This is a genomic window from Paenibacillus phyllosphaerae (assembly GCF_014192105.1).
GTDB lineage: Bacteria > Bacillota > Bacilli > Paenibacillales > Paenibacillaceae > Paenibacillus_Z > Paenibacillus_Z phyllosphaerae.
In genome coordinates this window covers 233965-251924 of record NZ_JACHXK010000007.1, presented here as the reverse complement: position 1 = coordinate 251924, position 17960 = coordinate 233965, and the positions used below count along the sequence as shown (strand labels likewise).

Here is a 17960-nt window from a genome sequence, read left to right as displayed (position 1 = left end):
TTGGAAACCCGAAATTGGCGTGACTCATTTTGCGGCCGTCGTTGATGTGTCATCTTGAGAGGAGCCCGCTTTTGTCCCGAAGATAAGCGAGAGGCATGTCATATGGACAAAGCTCTTGACCTGCGCTTCGTTCGCCACTGTTTGCCTTATGGAGCAGACCCGAATTGGCATCTCATTGCATTCTTCCTGCTATTCCTCGCTTTCGTCCGCTTCCTTGATGTGCTTCCTCACCGAAGCACATGCCAATTATCAGTCGGACACGCTTTACCTTATTCGCAAGTTCGTGCGATTCATGATTTCCCCGCCGAACGACAAATAGCCATGCCTACGGATAGGCATGGCGTAATGCGCATAGAAGCGGATCAAATCTGATCTGGCTGCATGGAGGCGGAAGCGGCTTGCTGGTCCCGGTATTGCGAAGGCGTGATGCCGGACCACTGCTTGAACAACCGGCTGAAGTATTTGACGTCCTGATATCCGACCTGCACGCTAATCTCCTGCAGTTTCATTCCCGGGTTCTGCAGCAGCTCCTTGGCGGACTCCATCCGCTTGCGGGTGACGTAATCGAGCACCGTCTCGCCGGTCTGCGACTTGAAGCATTCGCAGAAGTAGGTCGGATTCAGGTGAACCTGATCGGCGATTCGCTTAATCGTCAGCTCCCCCGCGAGATTCCCGCGTATCCAGGCTTTGGCCTGATCGACAGGGGACCTCAGCTTGCTGCCTAGCCGTGACGCTTCGATGCCGCGGACGGCTTCGGCAATCCTCGTATTCACTTCCTGCTTCAGCTCGTGGAGATGCGCGGCCCGCTGCAGCTTGTCGAACGATTCTTCCAGCGTCACCGAGAATCCGGAATGCCCGCTGCCTGTCAAGGAAACGGAGTGGACGAGGATGAGCAGGTTCATGACGGCTTGCAGAATCGCGGCGGGAGATTCCTTTTTCTCCAAATGCTCGAACACGTACTTGGCCTGCAGCAGCGCCTCGTCCAATCGGGTCTGTTCCACGGCAAGCTTCAATCTATCGATCGCAGGCGGCAGATAGGCCTCTGTTGCCGGTCCGGCCGCGCCGCGCGTGTCACGCTTCGGCCGAAACAGGCGGTTCCCGCCCTCAATGAGCCGATATTGGATCAGCGACAGACAATGCCGCTTGGCTTCCGGGAGTAGATACAGATCTTCAATGGCCTCACCGGTTGCGATCGAAGCGGAGAACGGCGTATAGAGACGGAAGGCGGAACGGATCCGGTCGGCAAGCGGCGTCCAGGAAGGATCGGTGTCGGCTTCGACTTCGGGAAGATGGAGCAGCGTCCAAAAATCCGATTGCCCGCCTCGCCAACACCAGGCGCTGCTGTCCGTCTGCTGAGCATGCAACTGCACCAGCTCTTCGAGAATATTCTCAAGCGCGTAGAAGTAAGCCTCCCAATCCCGAGCAGTATACGCGCGGCTTTTGACCGGCAACGCATCCAGGCTGACGTACATCAGTTGGTACCTGCCTTTAGGGAACTCATCCACCCAGTAACCGAGCCGAGACAAGTCGACGCCTTGCGAGGTGGTATAGCTGAGCGCCTGCGTTTGCCGCGTACGTCCGAGCCTCAGCGCTTGCTGCTCTAATTCGCCGAGCTTGAACTGCCGCGAACGGTCGCTTGCGATCTTCTCCTCGATCTCGGCCATGCGCTGCCGGAATTGGTCCCGGTCAACGGGCTTCAGGACATAGTCGACCGCGCCTTCCCGCAGTGCGGCGCGTAAGTATTCGAAATCGTCATAGCCGCTGATGAATAGCGAATAGAACTTGTAATGCGAACTTGCTTCTTTCACGAACGTGAGCCCATCCATCTCCGGCATTTTCACGTCGCTGATGACCAGATCGACCGCGCCGGCGTTCCGATGCATGTACTCGAGCGCTTCCATGCCGTCCGCAAGCACGGCCGCGATCTCAAATCCGTCGCCGCATGACAGCAACAGCCGTTCGATGCCCCTTCTAATCCGCGGCTCGTCATCGACGATTAAGGTTCGAATGCGTTGCACGGTATTTCGCCTCCTTCTCGATTCGCTCGACATCCACTGCCCGGGTAATGGGGATTCGTACCGCAATTTCCGTGCCGATTCCCTCTATGCTATGCAGCTGGATTCCATAATCATGGCCGTGCAGCAGCACGATGCGGGCGTTCACGTTGCTCAGGCCGAAGCCGGAGTCTTTGCCTGCCCATGCATCCTCCCGAATTGCCCGTTCCAATTGTTCCAGACGGCCTGCCGCAATCCCGGGCCCGTTATCCCGGATGCGGAACACCAGATCCTGCCGTCCCGATTTCGCGCCGAATTCCTCGCTTACCGTAATGCGCACGTCGACTCCTTTGCGCGCTTCGAGCCCGTATTTGATCGCATTCTCCACGATCGGCTGCAGGATGAAGTTCGGCGTATACAGCGCCTCTTCCGACGAGCTGGGGAGCGACTCCGCAATATCGAAGCTGAGCCGGTCTTCGAACCGGAACTTCTGGATCGTCAAATAATCGTGTACATGCTGGACTTCCTGATCGATCGTGACGAACTTCGATTTGTTGTTGACCGAGAACCGCAGCATCCGTCCGAGAAGCGTGACCATCTCCACCACCGTCTCCTTCTCGTCTTCCTCGACGGCCATCGAGATCGTCTCCAGCGTGTTGTACATGAAATGCGGATTGATCTGAGACTGCAGCGCGTACAGCTCGGCTTCCTTCTGGCGGATCTCGATATGATAATTCTGCTCGATGAGCTCCCGGATCGTCGTTACCATCGAATTGAAGCTTCCGGCGAGCGTCCCGATCTCATCTTTGCTTTGTACCTTGAGATCCACGTTGAATTTGCCCATCTCCACATGCTTCATCAGCTGATTCAGCTTATTGAGCGGCCGCGTAACCCGTATGGAGAACAGCGCGTACATGAAGATGCTGAGGAGCACCAAGCCGATGAAGACGAGGATCGTCACCTGCTTGACGAAATCGGTCCGGGCCGTCAGCGCCTCCAGCGGAACGCTGTGCACCAGCACCCAATCCAGCTCATCGGACTTGCGAACGCTGACCAGCCTCGTTCCAGTCTCGCTCTTCTCCCGGAAGCTGCCATCGAGGAGCGGATACCGATCGATATTCGGATCGAACGCACCGATCCGCTGCGGATTCGTATGAAAAATAATTTGTCCCTTGCGCGTCATCAGCCACATATCGGCCTGATTGCTGTTCTCCAGGTTATGCATCACATTGCGGATGAAATTGAGACGCACGGCAATGAACATCATGCCGAGATTCTTCCGGTTGTCGACGTCTTCGATTTGTTTCATGATCAGCACATACGGGACGTTATCGACGAAGCGAAGCCCGATATCGCCGGGCAATAGCAGCTTGACGCTGCTGCGAAGCTCGAGATCCTGTCCGTAATCGGTGAACGCCTGACCCCAATCGATGCCGGAGTAACTGAGCCGCGTGCTCTCGAATACCCGGTTCTTGGACAGCAGGAATACTCCGATGACATCCGGACTCGCGCCGTTCAGATACGTCCGGTTCAGGAAGCTGTTCATCTCGAATTGGTCGCGGTTCAAGTCGGCGCGGCTCTGGTAGACGTCGCGTCGCAGGATCGCCACCATCGCTTCGGAGTTGAACAGCATCTCCGGCAGCGTCGACAGCTCATCCATATGCTTCTTGATATTGGCATCCGCCTGGACGAGGAAGCGCGGCATATATTCGCCGATCTGTTCCTCGATCGACTTGGTGTACTGCCAATAGGAGAAGTAGCCGAGCAGCGACATCGGAATTATCGTGAGCAGCGTATAAGTAACCATCAGCTTCGTGCTGAGCCGGAGCCGTCCGAAGGCAAGCTTATCTGTCAGTCTAGAAATCATACTGATTCACGTTCTCCTCCGTAAAATCGACCGGGTCCCCCATGACGACCACATCCCCGTTCACCCGGATGATGCCGACATTCGCGACGGTCATGCCGTCTTGGGGCGGATTGCCTTCGAGCATCTGCACCGCCAACACGACGGTCAAGTAGCCCAGCTTCTTCGGGCTCCATAGCGTGGCCACTTGTGCGGAGCCATCCGCAAGATAAGGCGCCATCAGGTTCGGAAGCGATAAGCCGACGACTTTCACTTGACCCGTCCGTCCCGCATCCTTAACCGCCTGCGCAGCGGCCGGAGGCCCGACGGACGAATTGCCGATCATGCCGGCCAGATTCGGATACTGCGCCAGCATGCGCTTGGCAGCCTCGTAGGCTTTTTGCGGATCGTCGTCGGTCGCCGCGATCTCGACAAGTTTCATAGCCGGATAATATTCTTCCTGCTGCACCTTCATCCACTTGATCCATTCATTCAACGTGGCAGCCTTCGACTGCCCGGTGAGGATCGCGAACTCACCCTTCTCGCCGGTATTCCAAGCAAGCGTATCCAACAGATGACGGCCCAGTTTCTCGTCATCGACCATGTTCACGAAGAAGTCCCTGCCTTCTCTGTACGTGTCGGAATCCCACGTAATCACTTTGATCCCTTGCGATCTCGCCTTCAGCAGCGTGGGCAGCAGCTTATCGGGTTCATTGGCCGATACGGCGATGGCGTCCACGCCTTCCTCGATGAGTTCTTGAATAATGTTGATCTGCTGCGCGGTGTCGGCGATCGGAGGACCTTTATAGATCAGCTCCGCCCCTAAGTGCTCCGCGGCTTCCCTCGCCCCTTCTTCCACCAAATTGAAATACGGGATCTCTACCAGCTTCGGAACGACGCCAATCGTGAATTTGTCCGTTCCGTCTTCTGCCGGCTGACCGGCTGGCGCTTCTGGGTCGTCGTTGCCCATCGCATAGATGATCTCGTAATTATCGTGCTGGACAGCTAGTCCGCAAGCGCTTACAAATAACATGGAAAAGAAAAGCAACATCATGACCCCGAACCGCATTCGCCTAAGCCCCCAATCATGTCATCCCCTTATTATGACATCGACACGTATTTCCGGTAAAGTTAAACTCAACTTGTCACATTTTCGCGGTTGTTTACGTCATCTTTCATGAAGGTCAAATCATCCATTCCTATAAGGGGGTTATTACCGTTATGCCAGCTTTTTCGTCGAAGGGTGAAATCCAGGTTAAACCAGGCTTCGTTGTCCATGGTACGTCCGCCGTAACCAGTAATGAAGCCGAGATGAAAGGTCAGGGCGTCATCGCCGATCAGTGGGCGAAATTCTATCAGAACCGTGTCCTCGAGAAGATCGCTTCCCGCGCCAACGACGCCGTCATCGCCTTGTACACCCGGTATGAATCGGATGAGACGGGGTTCTATACGTATGCGCTCGGAGCGGAGGTCGCGCAGGCGCAGCAAGAACCGGCGGATGGCCTGGAGCAGTTCGTGATTCCGTCATGCCGGTATAAGGTATTCACGACTCGCCGAGGTCCTGTTCAGGAAGTCGTCATGGAAGCTTGGAAGGAGATCTGGGCATGGTCCAAGCATCATGAGCGAGCATTCCTGACGGACTTCGAAGTGTATGATTCGCGAGCGGCGGACCCGCGGAATAGCCAAGTGGATATTTATATTTCCGTTAAATAACGGCTACTTTACTTTGCGGTAATGCAGCGGTACGTAACCGGTAATCTCCTTGAAGACGCGGCCGAAGTGGGTCACGCTGCCGAAGCCGACCTTCCGGGCGATGGAGCCGACTTTCATCGAAGAATGCTCCAGCAGCTGCTTCGCTTCCTTGATACGCACGCTGTTCAGATATTCCACGAACGTAAATCCCGTTGCCTCCTTGAAGGTGCGGCTCAAATAATACGGGCTCACGAAAAAATGATCGGCGATCCGTTGAAGCGACAACTCCTCCATGTAATGGTTGTTGATATAGCGGACGATCTCCGAGATTCGTTCATGCATCGGACTCGGCGCCACCAGAGGCTCCGCGCTTCCTTGCCCCGCATGCCGGCAGCAGCGGATAAGCAGCTGCTGGGCCAAGGTCAGCGCATAGAATTCGAAGCCTTGCTTCTGCTCGCGAATCTCTTGCTGAATGGTCCGTACCAGCTCGTCGATGATCTGCCGCTCATGCAACGTGGACCGGACGATGACATAGGCTTCGGACAACAGCGGAAGCAGAACATCTTGACCGTTGCCAGGCGCCATTGCCATGCTGCTCGGGTGTATATTCACAATAAACCGCTCATGCTCCGTCCTTGCCGCATCCGTGGTCCGATGCAGAATATTCGGCGAGACGATCACCATGTCGCCCTCGTTCACCACGATCGTCCGATCTTGAATGAAGAATTCCCGCTGGCCGGACATGAGATAGAAGATTTCGTACGTGCTGTGAAAATGGCTGACCGGCATATGGTGGCTCTGCGCCTTCCGGTGGGAGACGATTAAGGTCCCCGCATCGTTATGGTAATGAAGTTGTTCCATCCGCCCTTCCCCTTCCTTGCCTATTCGCTCCCTCTATTATAAAGCGTTTTCTACTTCCGCAAAATATAAGAAGAAATTCGGCATTCATGCAATAAATGTACATATCCGGAGTGCTACGATAAGGCTAAGAAGTCGAAGGAGGCAGATGTACGATGAATCCATCCATATCCGATGCAAGTAAAGAGCTGCAACGCATGAGCCCGATTGACTGGGCGGAGAAGGCTTGCGAAGCCTTAATGACCAAGTTCGAGCCCGAGAATCTTCCGCCGGAACGCTTCCATTATCACCAAGGAGTATTCCTGTCGGGGATGATGAAGGTGTGGGAGCAGACGAAGGACGACCGCTACTATGACTATACGAAACGTTGGGTAGACAGCCACCTGCTGGAAGACGGCCGGATTCCGAAATTCAAATCCGACGAGCTGGACGATATTCAGCCGGGCGTGCTGCTCTTCCCGCTCTACGAGCGGACGGGCGACGAACGTTATAAGCAAGCTTTGTACAACCTCGTCCCGCTCTTGAAGCAGTGGGAGACGAATCCATCCGGCGGATTCTGGCATAAGGGCCATTATCCGAATCAGATGTGGCTCGACGGCCTGTACATGGCCGGACCGATTGCCGTGCAGTTCGGAAGCACGTTCGGCGAGCCGGAGTATGCGGATCTCTTGGCCTTCCAAGCATTGCTGATGGCTCAATATACGAAGGACCCGGTTACCGGTCTGCTGTATCATGGCTGGGACGAAACCAAAGCGGCGGCATGGGCCGATCCGGACACGGGACTTGCGCCGGAGTTCTGGGGGCGCGCGATCGGTTGGTATCCGGTTGCCCTGCTCGAGATGTTCGAGCATATGCCGGAGGATCATAAGGATAAGGCTGCGCTGACAGCGATTCTCCAGGACCTGCTCATTGCCCTTGTGAATTACCAGGATGAAGCCACGGGCTTATGGTATCAGGTCATCGATAAAGGCGATCGGCCGGACAACTGGCTGGAGAACTCCTGCACTTCCCTGTTCGTCCATGCGATCGCCAAGGCTGTACGACTCGGGTATCTGGATGCGAAGTATATGGAGCACGCCTGGAAAGGGTATCAAGGCGTCATCGATACGCTGAAGTTCGACGAACAAGGCCGCGTGGTCATCGGTCAGATTTGCATCGGAACAGGGATCGGCGACTATGCCCACTACATCGCGCGTCCGACGAGCGAGAATGACTTGCACGGCGCAGGCGCATTCATTCTGATGTGCGCGGAGATGGCTTTGGCGGATGAAGAAAAGGCGAAGATTTCTCAACCTTAATTCCCCAGATCACAAAGAAGGGGCTGTCCCATAAGGGTTCAATTTCACTCTTGTGAATCCTTAAATAGCTCGATTTGAACAAAAAAGTGACCGAGCGGGTACTAAACCTGCACGGTCACTTTTGCTATTTTATCTGTTGCTGCTTTCTTCAGCAGATTGTGGGCAAGCGAAAGCCACCCGACCTCCAGGCTCACTTTTAGCAAGCCCCGAAGCAGGAACCTTCGAAATCCTCGGTTGTTTTTGATTTGCCCAAACACACTCTCAGGTTCATGCATGCGCCGAACCGACAGGGCATAACCTTCTTTGCTCTTTAGGTGTTCTCGGGCTTGCCGTTTCATATGTAGGTAGTTCATGCTGACTTGTATTTCACGATCTCCTTTGGCCTTTGTACATTTTGGCTTCAGCGGACAGCCGTCACATGTTGAGCTCCGATAGTGACTAGTTCGAATCTCAAAACCGCTTTCTGTCGTCGTTTTGCTTTCGTAGCGAAAGGCAAGTTTTTGACCAGCTGCACAGGTCCAGGCGTCGCTTTTTTCGTCGTATGTCCAATTGTCTAATTTACTGATATCTGTTTGCCAGGATTTGCTGTTCTCTTTGTGATACGTGCTGTATTTAACAACCACGTTACATGCTTCTTCATTCAAATAGGCGTAGTTCTCTTCGCTGCCATACCCCGCATCGGCGATGATGGTTCTTGGTAATTGGCCAAGTGCAGTTTTCACTTTTTCCAAATGCGGTTTCAAGCAACGCGTGTCCGTTGGTCGTTGATGAAGACTATATCCGATCATGAATTGATTTTCCGTTCCGATTTGCACGTTATATCCTGGCTTCAGCTGGCCATTTTGCATGTGGTCTTCCTTCATGCGCATGAACGTCGCGTCGTGATCCGTCTTGGAGTAACTGTTTCGTGTTCCGAGAATTTGTTGCTGCTCTTCGTATTTTTGAAGGCGCGGCAGCAAGTCTTTCCGAACAAGGCGGACGGCCTTCTTCAGCGGCTTGTCCTTCGGTTTTTTGTCCAGTTTTGCCTCAAGCTGTTTAACTGCTTGGTCCAGCTTTTCGCTTGTAATGGCCGCGGCTTCTCCAAGCTCACAGAGATCTAGGCCGTTCAGTGCAGCCTCCTCCTGCTTCTCAGCTTTTTCGATCGTCGCGAACAAGCTTTGCACTTTTTCTTGCAGCTTCATTTTATGTCTGACGACGGCCTTGCCCCAGACAAACGTGTACCGATTTGCGTTGGCTTCGATCTTGGTTCCATCGACGAAGTAGTGTTCCAAATTGACATATTTTTCTTCGGCGAGAAACTGAAGAACGGTGGTGAAAACCGACTCCAGCACGTCTTTCATTCGCTCGGGACGGAAGCGATTAATGGTACGGAAATCTGGACGCTGTCTAGCGGCAAGCCACATGAACATGATATTCTCGCGCACGGCTTTGGCGAATTGGCGAGAGGAATAGATGCGCTGTGTGTACGCATAGATGATGACTTTCATAAGCATCTTAGGGTGATAGCTGTCCCGGCCGCCGCCGGGGTAAGCTTTGGTGAAGAGGTTCATACTTAAACGGTTGACGGCGTCATTGATGATGCGGACGAGATGGTTTTGAGGGATATCTTCTTGCAAGTCCATTGGCAAGGACAGCTGGTCCATGGTATATTCTTTTGCTTTTAAAATTTTGAAGGTTAACCCAAAACGGAGCAGGTCAAATGATTCTGGAGAAGCGCCAGCGGTCGCCTTTGTGAGGGGATTCCCACTTTAGCCTATTCATTCAAGGAGTCCCCGAACAACAGCGAGCGGAAGAACATTTGACTGCGCAGTGAATTAGGTAACCAAACATGATCTAAAATGAAATGGGGCCGTCCCAACCGTCATCTATGATGACTTATGGGACACCCCCTTTCTCATGTAGATAAATTAGATAAACAATAGCAGACTGAGCGCCATCACGGCCATGCCGGCGATGAGGCCGTATATCGACAGATGCCCCTCGTCATACTTTTTCGCCGCCGGAAGTAGTCCGTCGAGGGAGATGAATACCATAATTCCCGCCACCATGGCGAAGATGATGCCGAACATAAAGTCGTTCAGGAACGGCATTAAGATCAAATAAGCGAAGATAGCCCCCACCGGTTCCGATAGGCCTGACAAGAACGACAGCTTGAACGCCTTCTTTTTGCTACCCGTTGCATAGAATACGGGCACCGATACGGCTACGCCTTCGGGAATGTTGTGGATGGCGATCGCAACTGCGATGGCAATGCCAAGGCCGGGGTCTTGAAGCGCGGAGGTGAAAGTCGCAATGCCTTCAGGAAAATTGTGAATCGCGATCGCAAGCGCCGTGAACGTCCCCATCTTCAGCAAGGAACTATCCTTCGTTCCTCCGCCTTCCACATTCTGATCCGCATGGGGATTCTCCCGCTGCGGCACGAATCTGTCGATTAAGGCGATCACCAGCATGCCTCCGAAGAAAGCCCCAACCGTAATCCAGTTCCCCTGTACATGGCCGGCCGAGGCCACTAGGGCATCCTTGGCTTTCACGAAAATCTCGATCATCGAAACATAGATCATGACGCCTGCGGAAAATCCTAATGTGAGCGATAAAAATTTCGTATTCGTCGTCGTCGTGACAAAGGCAAGAAGACTGCCTATACCAGTCGCCAGTCCAGCCAGCAGCGTAAGTCCAAAAGCCAGCAGCAAGTTTTCTGTCATACATACGCTCCCTTGTCGACCCTATAATTGGTGTCTTGCGAGAATATTACCCTAGGACAAGGATAACCGTCAAACTTCTCCCATATGAAAAAAGACACCAATCCTGATACGGATTCGTGTCTTGTTGTGTTTCATGATAAGCGCGAAAAGAAGAATTAATTCCGTCCGAGCAAGTCCAGCCGCAACGGCGTGAAGCTATCCAGCAGCCTGCTCGGCTTAAGCGCCCGGCAGCCATGCTCGGCGCCGCTCGGGATGAAGATCGTTTCCCCTTGCGAGAGGATGGTTGTCTCCCCATTGACGACGAATTCGAACTGCCCTTCCAGACAGTAAGAAAGCTGCTCATGCGGATGGCTGTGCAGATAACCTTCCGCCCCTTCTTCGAAGCGGACCTCCATCATCATGATCGTCTCGCCGGGATTGAAAATTTTGCGTTTAACGCCCGGTTCAGCCTGCTCCCACTCGTTTACTTTCCCCATCGTAATCAACCCTCCCGAATCTTTCCGCTTTGCATCCATACCCGCGAGAACATCATACCTTTCATGTTCGGCCGATTCTACCCTTTTGGAGGAATCCTAAAAAAGTTACAAATATTCCTAAAAACGATGGCGTTACCAAATCTTCCGCCGTCCCCTACACTATTCATGTAAGCACTTACATGACGGAAGCAAAGGAGGGAGACAGGTGAAGAGGAGCATCAAGCGAATCGCGCTCGCCATTGATTCGCTGTTCGAGCACTTCGCGTTAATCGCCATCGTGGCGATGGTTGGCATTGTCGCCGTTCAAGTCATTACAAGAAAGCTGTTCAACTTCGTGTTCTTCTGGTCGGAGGAAGTGACGCTGCTGCTGATGGTATGGTTCTCCTTCATGGGCATCGCGATCGGATTCCGAGAGAAGCTTCATCTGGCCATGGACAGCTTCACCAACCTGTTGCCGAAACCGGTCAATAAGATCATCGACAAAATCATCCTGATCGCCGTCTTCGGCTTCGGCCTCTATTTGGTCAAGAACGGTTGGGATTTCACGGTCTTGATGAACGAATCGACCTTGCCGGCAACCAAGCTGCCGAACAGCGCGATGTATCTGGTGATGCCGATCACCGGCGTCATGATCTGTGTCTATACCTTCCTCCAGTTGATCGGAATCGAGACGATCCGGCATGAGGATCTGGACGAGGAGGTGCCGAAGACATGAATACGATCGCGATCATTATCCTCGCCGTTTCTTTCGTTGTCCTGCTGTTGCTGCGGTTCCCGATCTCGATTACGCTCGCCGGTTCGGCTTTGATTACGATGATCTATCTGGACCTGCCGTGGGTCGTCGTCGGTCAGCGGATGATTCAAGGGATCAACTCGTTCTCGCTGCTCGCGATTCCGTTCTTCATCCTCGCGGGGCAGATTATGAGCGCCGGAGGTATGGCGACCAGACTCGTGAACTTCGCCCAGCTGTTCGTCGGCGCGGTTCGAGGGGGACTTGCGCTCGTCAACTGCGTAGCCTGCATGTTCTTCGGCAATATATCCGGATCCGCTGCGGCCGATGTGTCTTCGATCGGTTCCGTCCTTATCCCTGCGATGAAGAAAAAAGGCTACGACGCCGATTACGCGGTTGCCGTTACGACCTCCGCATCCATCCAGGGCGTTATCTTCCCGCCGAGCCATAACTTGGTCCTGTTCTCGGTTGCCGCCGGAGGCGTATCGGTCTCCAACCTTTTCTTGGGCGGAATCGTTCCAGGTCTGCTCCTTATGTTCACGCTCATGATCATCTCGTATATCATTGCGGCGAAACGGGACTATCCCAAAGGGGAAGCGATCACGTGGGCTCAAGTGCCGAAAATCATTTATGACGGCTTCCTCTCCCTCATGACGGGCGTCATCATTCTCGGCGGCATCTTAAGCGGATGGTTCACGGCGACGGAAGCCGGGGCGATCGCCTGCGTCTACGCGTTCATCCTAACCTTCTTCATTTATCGGGACGTTCCGCTTAGCCATATCGGGATCGTGCTGAAGAAAACGTTCCGCACCGTAGCCATGGTCCTGTTCCTTATCGCGGCCTCCGATGCTTTCGGCTGGATCCTGGCTTACTTGAAAGTGCCGACGCTGATGACAGACTTGTTCCTCAGCGTCTCGGATAACCCTTACGTCATCCTGCTCATGATCAACGTTCTGCTCCTATTGATCGGATTCCCAATGGACATGGCGCCGATGATCCTGATCATGACCCCTATCCTGCTGCCTGTCGCCACGGCGCTGGGGATCGATCCGATCCACTTCGGCATCATCATGATCCTAAACTGCGGCATTGGGCTCATTACCCCGCCGGTCGGGACGGTATTGTTCATCGGCTGCGCGCTCGGCAAAGTACCGGTCAGCCAAGCGACCAAGGCCTCGTGGCCGTTCTTCGCCGCGATGTGCATCGCCTTGCTGCTGGTTACGTATATTCCGCAAATCTCGCTTTGGCTGCCCCATCTGGTCAACGGCTCGCCTTAAACATAACTTACATCCTCTACGATAGAGGCGCGCGTTCCATTATACTGAGTAACGAAGATCCATTAAATCGGATTGAGAGGAATGATCATGATGTCGAAGAAACGATTAACGGGGGTTCTAGCGGCCGTTCTTATTACTAGCGCGATGCTAGCAGGTTGTAGCAGCGACAATTCCGATACGAACGCGAATACGGAAGCATCCGGAGCCGGAGAAGAACAGAAGCCGACCTATACGTTCCGTCTGGCCGAGTCTCATCCTGCCGATTATCCGACAACGCTGGGGGACAAAAAGTTCGCCGAGCTCGTCAGCCAGAAGACCGACGGCCGAATCAAGATCGAAGTATTCCCTTCCGCCCAGCTGGGAGAAGAGAAGGCGGTCATTGAACAGGTGCAGCTGGGCGCGATCGAGTTCACGCGCGTCAGTACGGGTCCGCTGGCGGAGTTCAACCAGGCATTCGGCGTATTCAGCCTGCCTTATATTTTCGACAATGAAGAGCATGAGTGGAATTTCCTGAACGGGCCGGAAGCCCAGAAGATGCTGGAAGACTTGAGCGATTCCAAATTCATGGGGCTTGCCTACTATGACTCAGGCGCTCGCAGCTTCTACACCCGTAAGCCGGTTACCAGCATGGACGATCTGAAGGGCATGAAAATCCGCGTCATCCAGAACAAGGTCAATATCGACTTGATGTCTGCGCTCGGGGCCAGCGCGACGCCGATGCCTTATGGGGATGTATTCAATGCCCTCCAGACAGGTGTCATCGACGGTGCCGAGAATAACTGGCCAAGTTACTTCACCTCCAAGCATTACGAGCAGGCCAAGCATATCATCGTCGATGGCCACCAGCGCGTACCGGAAGTGCTCATGGTCAGCCAAGTGACTTGGGATAAGCTGTCGGATGCCGATAAGCAAGCCATTAAAGAGGCCGCTGTCGAATCGATTCCTTACCAGCGGGAGCAATGGAAGAAATTCGAGAAGGACGCGGAGGATCAAGTCCGGGCGGCAGGCGTTACCGTTACGGAAGTGGGCGACCTTGCGCCTTGGCAGGAAGCGGTCAAGCCGATGATCGAGAAGTACCGCGCCGATTACAAGGACGTACTTGCAGCCATCGAGAACGCGAAGACAAAATAATCGGGCGCGATTCGCATACGACTTAGAGGGAGGCTCACATGCCTCCCTCTATGCGCATTGGTTTGCATTCATGGAAGCAAGACCAGGAAGGCAGCAGTCAGCGGTCTGCCTTACTATAGGAAGAGCAAGCTTTTGCTCCGCAATTCGTTGCCGGATGTCCACCTGCCGATGCATAATGATCCTATACCCCCCTACTAAGCCGTTACGCATTCGCAAAGGAGTGTATCCGTCCATGTCGTGGAGCAAGGCACGCTACTCGTTCATGCAAACCGTGTTTCTGCGGAATCATTCCTTAGGCACAAGGCTTCTCGTATTCTCCGCCGTGCTGGTCATCATCCCGATGCTCATCGTCGGCATCATCTCTTATCAACGTTCGTCCAGCGTCCTGCAGAACGAAGCAAGGGAATACAGCTGGCAGATCATCGAACAGGTCAAATCCCATGTGGAGCATTACGTCCGGGATATCGAGATTATTTCGCTGAAGATCATCAACAATCCGGATATGGGCAAATTCCTGAAGATGAACAGCCTCGAGGAGGTGGAGCAGTCCCAGATCCGTCAGCCGATCATGCAGCTTCTTCGGGATTCCGCCTACTCTCGTTCCGACATCTCCAATATCAGCGTGTTCCTGAGCGATGTTCTCATTCTCGATCTGCGGGGCGACGACAGCATCGAACCGCTCGCCCCATTAATGGATGAATATTGGTATCAGTTGGCGCCGGCAAGCGGTGAGCCTATGCTCGTCAGCCGCGAGATTAAGTGGCGGGACAGCACGGAACCGGTCATCTCTATCGTGAAACGGTTAGTCAGTCCGCAGACGCTTACCCCGATCGGCATGCTTATTATCGACATCAATTACAAGCGCTTTCAAGAGATCGCCGACCTTGTCACGATCGGCAAGACCGGTTATATGTTCATCCTGGATTCGCAAGGCCATTATGTCTATCATCCCCAATTGACGAAGCTCGGGCAGTCTGCGCAGTTCGACGGGTTGGACGACATTGAGGCCATGGAGAGCGGATCGATCTTAACTTCGAGCCATGGCTCGAAATTCCTCACGTTCAGCCACTCTTCCTTCCTGGGATGGACGCTTGTAACCGCAGTCCCCTATCGCGAGCTGACGGACGGCATCGGTTATATCGGGCGGACCATTCTATGGTCCATCGCCATCACCCTTGGCGTCGCCTACTGCCTCGGGATCGGATTGGCTTCCAGCATCATTAAGCCTGTCCGCCAGCTGCAGCGGCTCATGAAGCGGGTCGAGACGGGCGATTTTACGAGCAAAGCGGTGGTCACCTCCCGCGATGAGCTTGGCCTCTTGACCCACGGCTTCAACAAGATGGTGCAGAATTTGAACGAGCTGCTGGAACAGATCTATTTTTCCAAGTTGAAAGAGACCGAGATGACGCTGCAGCAGAAAGAAATGGAGCTGAAGATGCTGCTCGCCCAGATCAATCCGCACTTCTTATACAATTCGCTGGAGACGATCCGCGGTATGGCGCTTGAGCAAGGGATGGACGATATCTCCAATATGGCTTCTTCCTTGGCCCGCCTATTGCGGTACAATCTGCGCAATCCCTCGCCTTGCGTCACCTTGCGGGAGGAACTGGACATTTGCGAAATGTATCTGCGCATTATGAAATACCGGTTCGAGGACCGGCTCGTCTATTCGTTCTCGATTCCGGAGCAGTTCCGGGATGAGCGTATTGCCAAATTCACGCTCCAGCCGATCGTGGAGAATTGCGTCGTGCACGGATCGGAGTCCGGAAGCGGCATGAGCCGCATTCATATTGCTGCCCACTCCGATGCGGAAGGATTCTGGCGCCTTGTCGTCGAGGATACGGGAAGCGGCATCCCGCCAGAGAAGCTGATGTCCATTCAGAACAGCCTGCTGCATGAAGATGCAGTGCATACCGGCAGCCACATCGGTCTTGCGAATGTTCACAGACGCATTGTTCATCTATTCGGAGAGGCTTATGGGATTGATATCGATAGCGTATTAGGAGAGGGAACCCGCGTAACAATGCGGCTGCCTGGCGTACATGGTTCGAACCGAGGATGACGAAGCGATGAGAAGGAGGTTGCCAGGTGATGCCGATGTCCAGCATATTGCTTGTCGACGATGAACGTTGGGTGCGAACCGCCTTGCGGAAGGTCATCGAGCGCAGCGAATATCCGTATGAAGTCGTGAAGGAATGCGCGAATGGGCTCGAAGCGTTGGATTGGTTGGAGTACCATCATGCCGATGTCGTGATGACGGACGTGAAGATGCCGGTGATGGACGGTCTGACGCTGGTGAAACAGCTGCGTGAACGGCACAACCCGCCGGAAGTCGTCATGATCAGCGGCTACGACGATTTTCAGTACGTCCAGTCCGCGTTGCGCGCGCAAGCTGCGGACTATCTGCTTAAGCCCGTCGAAGTGGAGGATATGCGCAAATGTCTGGAAACCATCCAGGCGCGCAGATCACAGGACAAAGCGGAGGAATCTGCGCCATCGTCAGCGACGGAAGACGGACCGGAATCCCCGATCCAGCAGGCTGTCCGGTACATTCATGCCGCCTTGCCGGGCGATATTACCTTGCAAGAGGTGGCTGTTAAGGTTCATTTGAACCCGTCGTACTTGAGCCAATTGTTCAAGCAGCAGATGAAAATCAACTTCATCGATTACGTGCAGGAGCAGCGCATGGAGAAAGCCAAGCATCTCTTGTCCCATACGACGCTCCGAATTACGGAGGTTGCGCAGCGTGTCGGATATTCCGATCTGGCGTACTTCAGCAACACCTACAAACGGATTACGGGGATGACCCCTTCGGAGTTCAGGAAGCGTACATGATCTCCCCTGGCTGGAAGCCGGCACCGCCGAATTGGCGCACCGAAATAAATAAGAGGGCGTCCCATTCATCGAAGATGACAGCGGGACACCCCCTTTATCTTTTGTGGTTTACTGAACTCACTTCGCATTCGAATGTTCTTTCGACCGCTGTTGTTCGGGGATTCCTTGAATGAATCAGCTAAGGTGGGAATCCCCTCACAAAGGCGGACGCTGACGCTTCTTCAGAATCATTCGACCTGCTTCGTTTTGGTTTTCACCCGGGACAGCTAACACCCCATAATGCTCATGGAAGTCCTCATTTATGCTTTCACACAGCGCATCTACTCTTCTCGCCAAACTGCAAAGGCTGTACGCGAGAACATCATGTTCATGTGGCTTTCTGCTAGGCAGCGCCCAGACTTTCGTACCATTAATCGCTTTCGTTCCGAGCTTATGAAAGATGTGCTCGAAACCGTCTTTACGGCCGTGCTTCAGTTTCTCGCCGAACAAAACTACGTCCAACTGGAGCATTTGTTTTGAGACGGTCTCGTTACGTTTTCTTCTCTTCTTTGACAGAAACGATGCGAGCGCTCTCGCCGTATGCTTGCCGAATCATCTTGCGGGCATCCACGGATGATCGGGCTGTGACTGATTTGAACTGTTGATCCCCGTCGACTTCGAAGGTGACGGAGAAGCATCGGGATCCGCATCTCATGAGGCGCTCTCCTTCATCATTAAGCTAGTTCGACGTCGGTTCCCAGCTCTGCGCGTGCGCGCAGCAGCAAAATTTGCTTGGCCTCTTCGACCAGTTGGGCCGCATTCGCCTCTTCTTGCGCGTGGGCAACGAGATATTCCACGTCGGTCGTTAATTGCTCGTTATCGTCATTGTAGACTAGACGGATGGCTACGAGATCGGTCGCTTCCTTACTCTTCTCATTCCAATCTTGAATCTCCGCTTCCCAATATTCGTAACCTTCCTCATTAACGCCGTATTCGATCGTCTCGCACAGCTTAATATGATGCCATATTGTCATATATGATCACCTAATTCTGGTTTATTTAGTGTTTTAATTATAAACGATAACCAAACAAAAATAGAACATCCAAAACGCGGATGTTCTATTAATTAATTTGATGTACTTGAT

At 53.5% G+C, this 17960-nt stretch carries 16 protein-coding genes and 1 pseudogene; 8 read left to right on the top strand and 9 right to left on the bottom strand.

The window, feature by feature from the left end; all coding sequences use genetic code 11:
- Positions 1-362: 362 nt before the first annotated feature.
- From FHS18_RS17425 to FHS18_RS17415, 3 genes are read right to left on the bottom strand one after another with little or no spacing between them, the layout of a single operon-like run.
- Complete coding sequence (locus tag FHS18_RS17425; protein ID WP_183601353.1) at positions 363-2018, bottom strand: helix-turn-helix domain-containing protein; 1656 nt, start codon at positions 2016-2018, stop codon at positions 363-365.
- Positions 1987-3861: a sensor histidine kinase gene (locus FHS18_RS17420; RefSeq protein WP_183601352.1), complete on the bottom strand. Its 1875-nt coding sequence runs from the start codon at positions 3859-3861 to the stop codon at positions 1987-1989. Before FHS18_RS17420 ends, FHS18_RS17425 begins: the two co-directional genes overlap by 32 nt.
- Positions 3851-4870 carry an autoinducer 2 ABC transporter substrate-binding protein gene (locus tag FHS18_RS17415; protein ID WP_246427717.1) on the bottom strand — a complete coding sequence of 340 codons (1020 nt, stop codon included), beginning with the start codon at positions 4868-4870 and terminating at the stop codon, positions 3851-3853. The genes FHS18_RS17420 and FHS18_RS17415 overlap by 11 nt, the downstream gene beginning before the upstream one ends.
- A gap of 188 nt (positions 4871-5058) precedes the next feature.
- On the opposite strand from FHS18_RS17415, the gene FHS18_RS17410 reads away from it, so the two are divergent.
- On the top strand, positions 5059-5550 hold the full coding sequence (locus tag FHS18_RS17410; protein WP_183601350.1) for a GyrI-like domain-containing protein: 492 nt from the start codon (positions 5059-5061) through the stop codon (positions 5548-5550).
- A gap of 3 nt (positions 5551-5553) precedes the next feature.
- Here FHS18_RS17410 and FHS18_RS17405 read toward each other — a convergent pair whose 3' ends face one another.
- Positions 5554-6390 (bottom strand): helix-turn-helix domain-containing protein, encoded by an 837-nt coding sequence (locus FHS18_RS17405; RefSeq protein WP_183601349.1) that lies wholly within the window; start codon positions 6388-6390, stop codon positions 5554-5556.
- 152 nt (positions 6391-6542) lie between these two features.
- Between FHS18_RS17405 and FHS18_RS17400 the strand changes: the two genes are divergently transcribed.
- Positions 6543-7685, top strand: coding sequence for a glycoside hydrolase family 88/105 protein (locus FHS18_RS17400; RefSeq protein WP_183601348.1), 1143 nt, complete (start codon positions 6543-6545; stop codon positions 7683-7685).
- A 101-nt stretch (positions 7686-7786) separates the two neighbouring features.
- On the opposite strand, the gene FHS18_RS17395 is transcribed toward FHS18_RS17400, so the two are convergent.
- The 3 genes from FHS18_RS17395 to FHS18_RS17385 all read right to left on the bottom strand — a co-directional run bounded on the left by FHS18_RS17395 (position 7787) and on the right by FHS18_RS17385 (position 10863).
- On the bottom strand, positions 7787-9328 hold the full coding sequence (locus FHS18_RS17395; protein WP_183601347.1) for an IS1182 family transposase: 1542 nt from the start codon (positions 9326-9328) through the stop codon (positions 7787-7789).
- Between the two features lie 264 nt (positions 9329-9592).
- The gene (zupT, locus tag FHS18_RS17390; protein WP_183601346.1) at positions 9593-10387 is read right to left on the bottom strand and encodes a zinc transporter ZupT; all 795 of its coding nucleotides are present in this window, start codon (positions 10385-10387) and stop codon (positions 9593-9595) included.
- Between the two features lie 155 nt (positions 10388-10542).
- Positions 10543-10863, bottom strand: coding sequence for a cupin domain-containing protein (locus FHS18_RS17385; RefSeq protein WP_183601345.1), 321 nt, complete (start codon positions 10861-10863; stop codon positions 10543-10545).
- A 205-nt stretch (positions 10864-11068) separates the two neighbouring features.
- Between FHS18_RS17385 and FHS18_RS17380 the strand changes: the two genes are divergently transcribed.
- The 6 genes and pseudogenes from FHS18_RS17380 to FHS18_RS17355 form a co-directional block, all read left to right on the top strand.
- The gene (locus tag FHS18_RS17380; protein WP_343060561.1) at positions 11069-11578 is read left to right on the top strand and encodes a TRAP transporter small permease; all 510 of its coding nucleotides are present in this window, start codon (positions 11069-11071) and stop codon (positions 11576-11578) included.
- On the top strand, positions 11575-12870 hold the full coding sequence (locus FHS18_RS17375; protein WP_183601344.1) for a TRAP transporter large permease: 1296 nt from the start codon (positions 11575-11577) through the stop codon (positions 12868-12870). Before FHS18_RS17380 ends, FHS18_RS17375 begins: the two co-directional genes overlap by 4 nt.
- Positions 12871-12957: 87 nt before the next feature.
- Entirely contained in the window at positions 12958-14001 is a 1044-nt protein-coding gene (locus tag FHS18_RS17370) for a TRAP transporter substrate-binding protein (RefSeq protein WP_183601343.1), read from the top strand.
- Positions 14002-14233: 232 nt separating this feature from the next.
- Positions 14234-16063, top strand: coding sequence for a sensor histidine kinase (locus tag FHS18_RS17365; RefSeq protein WP_183601342.1), 1830 nt, complete (start codon positions 14234-14236; stop codon positions 16061-16063).
- Between the two features lie 29 nt (positions 16064-16092).
- Positions 16093-16836: a response regulator transcription factor gene (locus tag FHS18_RS17360; RefSeq protein WP_246427738.1), complete on the top strand. Its 744-nt coding sequence runs from the start codon at positions 16093-16095 to the stop codon at positions 16834-16836.
- Positions 16837-17106: 270 nt separating this feature from the next.
- Positions 17107-17352: pseudogene (locus tag FHS18_RS17355) on the top strand (transposase); the annotation flags it as partial.
- Positions 17353-17365: 13 nt separating this feature from the next.
- Here FHS18_RS17355 and FHS18_RS17350 read toward each other — a convergent pair.
- Both FHS18_RS17350 and FHS18_RS17345 read right to left on the bottom strand, forming a co-directional pair.
- Positions 17366-17530 (bottom strand): hypothetical protein, encoded by a 165-nt coding sequence (locus FHS18_RS17350; RefSeq protein ID WP_183601341.1) that lies wholly within the window; start codon positions 17528-17530, stop codon positions 17366-17368.
- Between the two features lie 19 nt (positions 17531-17549).
- Positions 17550-17849 (bottom strand): hypothetical protein, encoded by a 300-nt coding sequence (locus tag FHS18_RS17345; protein WP_183601340.1) that lies wholly within the window; start codon positions 17847-17849, stop codon positions 17550-17552.
- Positions 17850-17960: the final 111 nt, after the last annotated feature.

Coding starts and splice junctions, on each gene's coding strand:
- FHS18_RS17350 (WP_183601341.1), bottom strand. CDS start 17,530: ATGAGATGCGGATCCCGATGCTTCTCCGTCACCTTCGAAGTCGACGGG.
- FHS18_RS17395 (WP_183601347.1), bottom strand. CDS start 9,328: ATGGACCAGCTGTCCTTGCCAATGGACTTGCAAGAAGATATCCCTCAA.
- FHS18_RS17375 (WP_183601344.1), top strand. CDS start 11,575: ATGAATACGATCGCGATCATTATCCTCGCCGTTTCTTTCGTTGTCCTG.
- FHS18_RS17370 (WP_183601343.1), top strand. CDS start 12,958: ATGATGTCGAAGAAACGATTAACGGGGGTTCTAGCGGCCGTTCTTATT.
- FHS18_RS17365 (WP_183601342.1), top strand. CDS start 14,234: ATGTCGTGGAGCAAGGCACGCTACTCGTTCATGCAAACCGTGTTTCTG.
- FHS18_RS17420 (WP_183601352.1), bottom strand. CDS start 3,861: ATGATTTCTAGACTGACAGATAAGCTTGCCTTCGGACGGCTCCGGCTC.
- FHS18_RS17410 (WP_183601350.1), top strand. CDS start 5,059: ATGCCAGCTTTTTCGTCGAAGGGTGAAATCCAGGTTAAACCAGGCTTC.
- zupT (WP_183601346.1), bottom strand. CDS start 10,387: ATGACAGAAAACTTGCTGCTGGCTTTTGGACTTACGCTGCTGGCTGGA.
- FHS18_RS17400 (WP_183601348.1), top strand. CDS start 6,543: ATGAATCCATCCATATCCGATGCAAGTAAAGAGCTGCAACGCATGAGC.
- FHS18_RS17415 (WP_246427717.1), bottom strand. CDS start 4,870: ATGTTATTTGTAAGCGCTTGCGGACTAGCTGTCCAGCACGATAATTAC.
- FHS18_RS17360 (WP_246427738.1), top strand. CDS start 16,093: ATGCCGATGTCCAGCATATTGCTTGTCGACGATGAACGTTGGGTGCGA.
- FHS18_RS17405 (WP_183601349.1), bottom strand. CDS start 6,390: ATGGAACAACTTCATTACCATAACGATGCGGGGACCTTAATCGTCTCC.
- FHS18_RS17345 (WP_183601340.1), bottom strand. CDS start 17,849: ATGACAATATGGCATCATATTAAGCTGTGCGAGACGATCGAATACGGC.
- FHS18_RS17385 (WP_183601345.1), bottom strand. CDS start 10,863: ATGGGGAAAGTAAACGAGTGGGAGCAGGCTGAACCGGGCGTTAAACGC.